The organism is Aquimarina algiphila (assembly GCF_007489275.1).
Lineage (GTDB): Bacteria > Bacteroidota > Bacteroidia > Flavobacteriales > Flavobacteriaceae > Aquimarina > Aquimarina algiphila.
Genome location: NZ_VLNR01000079.1, coordinates 22,161 through 29,769 on the forward strand (window position 1 = coordinate 22,161; position 7,609 = coordinate 29,769).

The 7,609-nt window shown below is 35.4% G+C and carries 3 protein-coding genes; 2 read left to right on the forward strand and 1 reads right to left on the reverse strand.

Going from position 1 to position 7,609, the window contains the following annotated elements; genetic code table 11:
* Positions 1 to 128: 128 nt before the first annotated feature.
* Positions 129 to 2,627, forward strand: a complete 2,499-nt coding sequence (locus FOF46_RS26045; protein ID WP_143918484.1) for a zinc-dependent metalloprotease — start codon at positions 129 to 131, stop codon at positions 2,625 to 2,627.
* Between the two features lie 392 nt (positions 2,628 to 3,019).
* Positions 3,020 to 6,460 (forward strand): family 16 glycosylhydrolase, encoded by a 3,441-nt coding sequence (locus tag FOF46_RS26050; RefSeq protein WP_143918485.1) that lies wholly within the window; start codon positions 3,020 to 3,022, stop codon positions 6,458 to 6,460.
* An 86-nt stretch (positions 6,461 to 6,546) separates the two neighbouring features.
* Here the strand turns inward: FOF46_RS26050 and FOF46_RS26055 are convergent, their stop codons facing one another.
* Positions 6,547 to 7,203 (reverse strand): DUF4494 domain-containing protein, encoded by a 657-nt coding sequence (locus FOF46_RS26055; RefSeq protein WP_143918486.1) that lies wholly within the window; start codon positions 7,201 to 7,203, stop codon positions 6,547 to 6,549.
* Positions 7,204 to 7,609: the final 406 nt, after the last annotated feature.

Below are 7,609 nucleotides of genomic sequence, written 5' to 3' on the forward strand. Positions count from 1 at the left end.
AAGTCATTAATCAAACTTACAATTTCTAATTCAAACCTCTAACCTCATCAAAATAAAGCTTTAACCATACTTTCACATACCTGTTATGGTTATTTTACTACCTTCCGCGGATTAAAAAAATTGACACAATGCGCAAAAATACACTCAGGCTACTATTTTGTATAGTAGCTGTTATTACTACAGGTTGTTCTGTTCTTCAACCTCAAAAAGGAAAAACGGCTTCTACCGAAACCAAAAAGCCCTCTAAAAGCAAAGAATCTATTAAACCTTATAATGAGGTCATTACCAAAAAAGCTAAGACCGATGAAGGTCTATTTGCTGTACATAGTTTAGATGATAAATACTATTATGAAATTCCTGATTCTTTGCTAAACCGGGAGATGCTTATGGTCACTCGTATTGCCAAAACAGCTACCGGAATTGGATTTGGTGGTGGAAAACAAAATACACAGGTATTACGATGGCAACGAAAAAATAAGCAAATATTATTAAGAGTAGTTTCTCATCAAATCTTTGCTTCTGACTCTTTGCCGATTCACGAAGCTGTTGAGAATTCTAATTTCGAACCTGTATTATATGCTTTCCCGATTAAGGCCTTTCATAAAGATTCTTTGGATACATCAAAAAATGCTACCGTTATCGATGTCACTAATCTATACAAAAAAGATGTAAAAGCTCTTGGACTTCCTGACAGTCGACGCAAACAATTTAAAATCTCAAAATTAGATGATAGCAGATCATATATTGATACGCTTAGAAGTTACCCATTAAATATAGAGGCACGTCATGTAAAAACATATAATGCCGCTAACCCGCCATCTAATACAAGTACAGGTTCTATCTCTTTAGAAATGAGTAATTCTATGATTCTACTACCTAAAACCCCTATGAAGCGTAGATATTTTGATCAGCGTGTAGGATGGTTTGCTCGTGGACAAGTAGATTATGGGTTAGAAGCACAAGAAAGTAAGACGTTGCGCTATCTGGATCGATGGAGGCTTGAGGTGCGTGATGAAGATATGGATAAGTTTAAACGCGGAGAATTGGTAGTTCCGAAAAAACAAATCGTATATTATATTGACCGTGCTACACCAAAAAAATGGAGAACGTATATCAAACAGGGGATCGAAGACTGGCAAGTAGCTTTTGAAGAAGCTGGGTTTAAAGATGCAATTATCGCCAAAGATCCTCCTACAGAAGAAGAAGATCCTGATTGGAGTCCGGAAGATGTGCGCTATTCTGTTGTGCGTTATCTCGCTTCTCCTATTCCAAATGCAAATGGGCCGCATGTAAGTGATCCAAGATCTGGTGAAATACTAGAAAGTGATATTAATTGGTATCACAATGTGATGAGCTTATTACGTAATTGGTTTTTTGTACAAACCGCTGCAATTAATCCAGAAGCGCAAGATGTCGCTTTTAAGGATGAAGTGATGGGGAGATTAATTCGATTTGTATCTGCTCATGAAGTGGGTCATACTTTGGGATTACCTCATAATATGGGTAGTAGTGTAGCTTATCCCGTGGAATCCTTAAGAAATCCTGAATTCACCAAGAAATATGGTACTGCACCTTCTATTATGGACTATGCTCGTTTTAACTATGTAGCACAACCAGGAGATGGTGATGTGGCTTTAATGCCAAATATCGGAATATATGATAAACATGCCATACGATGGGGGTACAGACCAATACATGATCAAACTGCAGAAGGAGAAAAGAAAACACTAGACAGCTGGATCCTCAAACATCAAAACGATCCAATGTATCGATTTGGAAGACAGCAATTTGGTGTAATTGATCCAAGTTCGCAAACTGAAGATCTTGGTGATGATGCTGTAAACGCAAGTACTTATGGAATCAAAAATTTAAAACGCATTGTTCCTAATCTTATCAAATGGACTGCAGAAGATGGTAAAAACTATGATGATCTTGGGACTATGTACAGACAAGTATTAGGGCAGTACAATCGTTATATGGGACATGTATCTTCTAATATTGGAGGAGTCTATGAGTATTTCAAAACTTATGATCAAGAAGGTGCTGTATATTCTCATGTAACAAAAACAAATCAGAAACGTGCTATGAAATTTTTACATGAGCAACTCTTTACTACTCCAAGTTGGTTACTGGATAAAAATATCTTTGATAAAATTGAATCTGCTGGTAATGTCGAGCGTATTCGTAATTTCCAGGTGAGAACTTTAAACAACCTATTAGATCATGGTAGAATGGCTCGATTAATCGAGAATGAAGCCTTAAATAATAGAGAAGCTTATACCCTACTGGATATGATGACCGAACTACGAACGGGATTATGGACAGAGCTACGTAATGGTAGAACTATTGATGTATATCGTCGTAATCTACAGCGAGCATATATTGATAGAATGGAGTTTTTAATGACAAAAGAACAACCTAAAATTCCTGAGAATATCAGACGTTTTGTAAAACGCACCAATGTCAATGCATCACAGAGTGACATTAGAGCAGTTGTACGTGCAGAACTAAACACGCTACGTAGAAATGTTAGAAATGCTATCGGTAGAAGTTCCAACACAATGACAAGATATCATTTGCAAGATATTGTAGAACGTATCACAACAATTTTGGATCCTAAAAAATAAAATCTCGGTTATATATGGTGTTAAACCTCTTATTTGATATTTCAAATAGGAGGTTTTCTTTTTTTATTAATACCCTCTTCTTTCTTATTAACTAAAATTTCCTGATAGTTTACAATATTTTCTACTTACAAAGGAAGGTTTTACCTTACCAATAAACCACAAACCCTTGTAAATCAAATAAAAAACAATCACAAACACTTCTTTTAATTGTAAATAATACATTTTATTTTATTTCGAATTCTAACCCAATCACTACGAATACTTTTAATATCCTACGAATACTAAACTCATTTATAGAATTCTATTGGTCGTGACTAATTTTATGGTTCATTTATGAATTTTAATTCAACTAAAACCTAAACTCAGATCAACAACAAACACAAACACTAATCATGAAAAAATTCACTTATCTTTTATGTACATTGCTATTCTGCCTTGTATTTCAAAAGTCATTCGCACAGCCCGCTCCTCCTAATGGAAAAAAGTGGGAAAAAATTGAAGCCATGTCTGATGAATTTAATGGCAATTCACTTAACACTACTAAATGGGATGATCAAGATCCTCAATGGCAAGGAAGACGGCCCGCCAGATTCGAAAAATCTTCTGTAAAAGTAGGAAACGGAAATCTGCAGGTTACTGCCTCAAAAAAATCAAGCCCTTCTAATGGATGGACACATAACGGAGGTCTGGTAAGATCTAAAACCAAAAACACTTATGGGTACTATGAAGCCCGAATGAAAGCGAACAAAACTTTTATGTCTTCAACGTTTTGGTTATTTAACAAAAGAAATGAACATACAGGTTGTGATGTAAGAACAACTGAACTTGATGTTACCGAAAATGTAGGTCTTAATACTGGAGGGCAATCCTGGATTAATAGAAATATTGTCACCATCAATTCCAATACTCATAGTAGAGGGACTACTTGTAATAGTACCCCTGTTGGTATTAAAGGTGCTAAATCGGATATTGGCGAACCTGCTTATGCAGATTATCATACCTATGGTGTTTGGTGGAAAGGTCCAAAAGAGCTTTTATTTTATCTAGATGGTAAATTAGTTCATCAGATAACTCCGGTTGCCAATTTTAATCTTGGGATGTATTTACGAATGGTCGTAGAAACTTATGATTGGAATCCTCCAAAAGCAGGAAAAGATGGAATGAATGATTCTCAAGCTAACAGAACCACCTTTTACGATTGGGTAAGATCCTACAAATTAGTAGATTGTAATTCTAACTGTGGTAATCCAGACCCTGATCCAACTCCTAATACAGTATCTATAGATTGTAATAGTTTACCTTCTTCTTTAACTTCAAGTACTTCTATTGAGGTACCGGTTAAGTATACCGCCGATCAAAATAGAGATGTAGTCGTAGAGTTATGGAATTCTGGATGGTTAGGACAAGGTAAAAAGACCGTTAGTGCAGGATCTGGCACTACAACAGTTACAATCAACTTAAATAACGCCCCTGCTTCGGGCACTAATTATGTACTGAAAGCTAGTGTTAGACCGGTTGGAGGAACATGGCAACAGAACATTAAAGCGTGTTCTAAAAATGATGTAACACTTTCGGTTGTAACACCAGATCCTGACCCCGATCCTAACCCTACTAATCCACAAACAGTTTCATTATCAGCTATTGATGATGCTTATTTACAAGGAAGTACTCGATTTAACACTACTTCTTTACGAACAGAAAATGGAAGAAGAGTTTCCTACCTTAAATTTAATGTCTCAGACATTAAGGGTACTATTACTGATGCAAACCTAAAATTGACGGTCAGCAATGACGCTGGTAGTGGTAATATTAATGTTAATGCTGGTAATAGTAATACCTGGACCGAAAATAACCTAAGCACTTCTAATGCTCCTGGAGTTGGCTTATTATTAGGTAGTTTAAACAAAACCTATAGCTTAAATCAAACACAAAATTTCACATTAAGTAACGTTGTTCTAAACGGTAACTTCTTAACACTTGTAGTCACTCAAACTGGGGGTAATGATGTAAGTTTTGCTTCAGATGAAAGTCAAAATGGTAAACCAGTATTAACAATTACATATAATCCTTCATCAGATCCAAACCCCAATCAGGATCCTAGTGCGGTATCTGTAGATTGTAATAGTTTACCTTCTTCTTTAACCACAGGTACTTCTATTGAGGTTCCTGTTAGCTATACTGCTGATCAAAATAGAGATGTGGTGGTAGAATTATGGAACTCTGGGTGGTTAGGACAAGGTAGGAAGACTGTAGAGGCAGGCTCAGGAACAACTATAGTAACTATTAACCTAAATAATGCTCCGGCAACAGGTTCTAATTATTTATTGAAAGCTAGTGTTAGACCAGTAGGTGCAGGATGGCAACAAAACATCAAATCATGTTCTAAAAATAATATCACACTTTCGACTACTACTCCAGATCCTGATCCAGTTATTGTATCTATAGATTGTAGTAGTTTACCTTCTTCATTAAATACAGGTACTTCTATTGAGGTTCCGGTTAAGTATAGTGCCGATCAAAATAGAGATGTGGTAATAGAATTATGGAATTCTGGATGGTTAGGACAAGGTAGGAAAACTGTTGGTGTAGGTTCAGGGACTACTACAGTAACCATCAACTTAAATAATGCTCCATCAGCAGGTTCTAATTACTTATTAAAAGCTAGTGTTAGACCAGTTGGTGCAGGGTGGCAACAAAACATCAAATCATGCTCTAAGAACAATATAACTCTTTCGGCTAATAATCCAGGTCCAAATCCAAGTAGAAAAAATGTACTATTTGTTAGAGGAGGAAATGGAAGCGGAGGCTTTCTAGAAGGAGGTTCTAATGAACAATTAGCCGATATCACTAACTTCCAAACTTTTAACGGTAACCATGGCTGGGGTACTTTTGCAGAAGTATTACGTAACAATGGATATACTCTAACTCAAGTTACCGAAGGTGGCGGAGGAAATGCTGCGGTAAACTTTGCTAATATGAACCTAGCACAATACGATATCATAGTATTAGGCTCTAACAATGCTTTTTATAACAATACCCAAGTGAATGCTATAGATAACTGGGTACGGAACGGTGGAGGGCTTCTTACTATTAGTGATGCAAATTTTGGTTCTTCCTGGTGTGATGCTCCTAACTCTGATCAAAACTTTCTTTCTCGATATGGGATCATCGTTAATCAAGATCAAGGAACATATGCTCTAAGGAGAACGAGTGGAGATTTTGTAAATGGTAGTCATCCTATTCTTAATGGAGTTAATGTTTTTGACGGAGAAGGAGTTTCTCCTTTTACAGTTGAAAATACTATACCTACGGGAGTAACAGTTCAACGATTAGTAAAAGTAAAAGGTAATCTTAGGCAGAATAATCGTACAGGAGGTAATTGTCAGGGAACATCAAGAGGATCAGGAAATAAAGACGCTGTCCTAGTTGTTGCTTCGGCAGGAAGCGGAAGAGTTGTTGGACATTATGACAGAAACACTTTCTTTAATCAAAATGGAGCGGGAACTAATATTAATCGATTTGATAATAAAAAATATGCTCTTAATATCTTTAATTGGTTAATGGGGAATGCTAATGCAAGATCATTTAGTATTAATAGCGAAGAGACTATAGAAAATTCGATAACCGTTTACCCTAATCCTTCTATAGATATTACGACTATAAATGGTCTTAAAAAAGGAGATCATATTCAAGTATATAGTTCTTTAGGAAAAGAAGTTCTTAATATACATGCAAGTTCAGAACAAGAATCAATTGAGATGTCTGCCTTGCCTTCGGGAGTTTATATCATCTCGATTGCAGGAAAAAATAAAATAAGACTCTTAAAACAATAATCATTTTAACACTCACCCTCAACTTAAAAACCGCCAAGTAAAACTAAACTTGGCGGTTTTTTTATATGTTCAATTCTTTTATTTTTTTAGAACTTATATTCCTTTTCGGGCGACTCATCTATTGGCATTCCTTCCTCTTCGGTCTCCTCCTCCTGTAATGCTTCTTCTTCAGTTTCTTTTACAATTTCTTCTGTTAGTGTTTCTTCTGCTACAGGTCTTTCTTCTTCTACTTCCTCTACTATTTCTTCTACAGGAGCACCCGAGTCTTTTATAGCCTTGAAACGTTCTACCTGTGACAATTCTCCTTCTTCACCCGAAAAATACGGAAAAACATCCATAATAGGAGATTCTGCAATTGCAGGTATTGTATAATCCCCCATAGTATCTTTCATTGCAGTATTTGTATTATCAAATGCTTCCTTTACATCATTTGCCTGTATCAACAAATACATATTTGATTTCCTTTCTTTGCCACTCTCTTCATCATAAGCGATTAAAGAAACTTTAGATTTAAACCAACGATCAGAATTTTCAAATGGGTGAATCTCTGCAAAATTGGCCACTTTTATATTCATGATTTTAAACTCTTCACTAACATATGCAGACATTTCTTCGTTAATTCTGGTTTCTGCTTCTGTATAGGAGATAGCATCGACCAAATAAGGTTCAGTGACCATTTTCTGCACTCCAGATTCATTTATCTTTCTATACTTTACTTTACATTCATACCAAGTTGCACTCATATTTTTCTTTTTTAGGGTGCCAAATATAAATTTTAAAAAAAGGGATTTCTATAAATATGAATAATAGATATTCACAATCTTTCAAATTACATTCTCTTTCTAACACTTCTAATTGTTACCAGATAATATCAATCACAAATAACACTAAAAAAACACACTAATTATAAGCTTAAAAGAGACATATAGCCCATGATATCAATAGTTAAAAAGGCCACATAATTATGGAATAACAATAAAACTTAATTTTTCCGCTTTTCCGTTCTTAAAAGAAAGTATGATAACCCGTTGTGCATTTAGAAAAAGTTGCGCAAACTGCTAAAAGGCAGTAAATTGTAGTTACGACACTATAATTCATATGCACAACTTTCAAGCAAATTACGATAAAATACTCAAGGTTTTAAAAGGA

Coding starts and splice junctions, on each gene's coding strand:
- FOF46_RS26045 (WP_143918484.1), top strand. CDS start 129: ATGCGCAAAAATACACTCAGGCTACTATTTTGTATAGTAGCTGTTATT.
- FOF46_RS26050 (WP_143918485.1), top strand. CDS start 3,020: ATGAAAAAATTCACTTATCTTTTATGTACATTGCTATTCTGCCTTGTA.
- FOF46_RS26055 (WP_143918486.1), bottom strand. CDS start 7,203: ATGAGTGCAACTTGGTATGAATGTAAAGTAAAGTATAGAAAGATAAAT.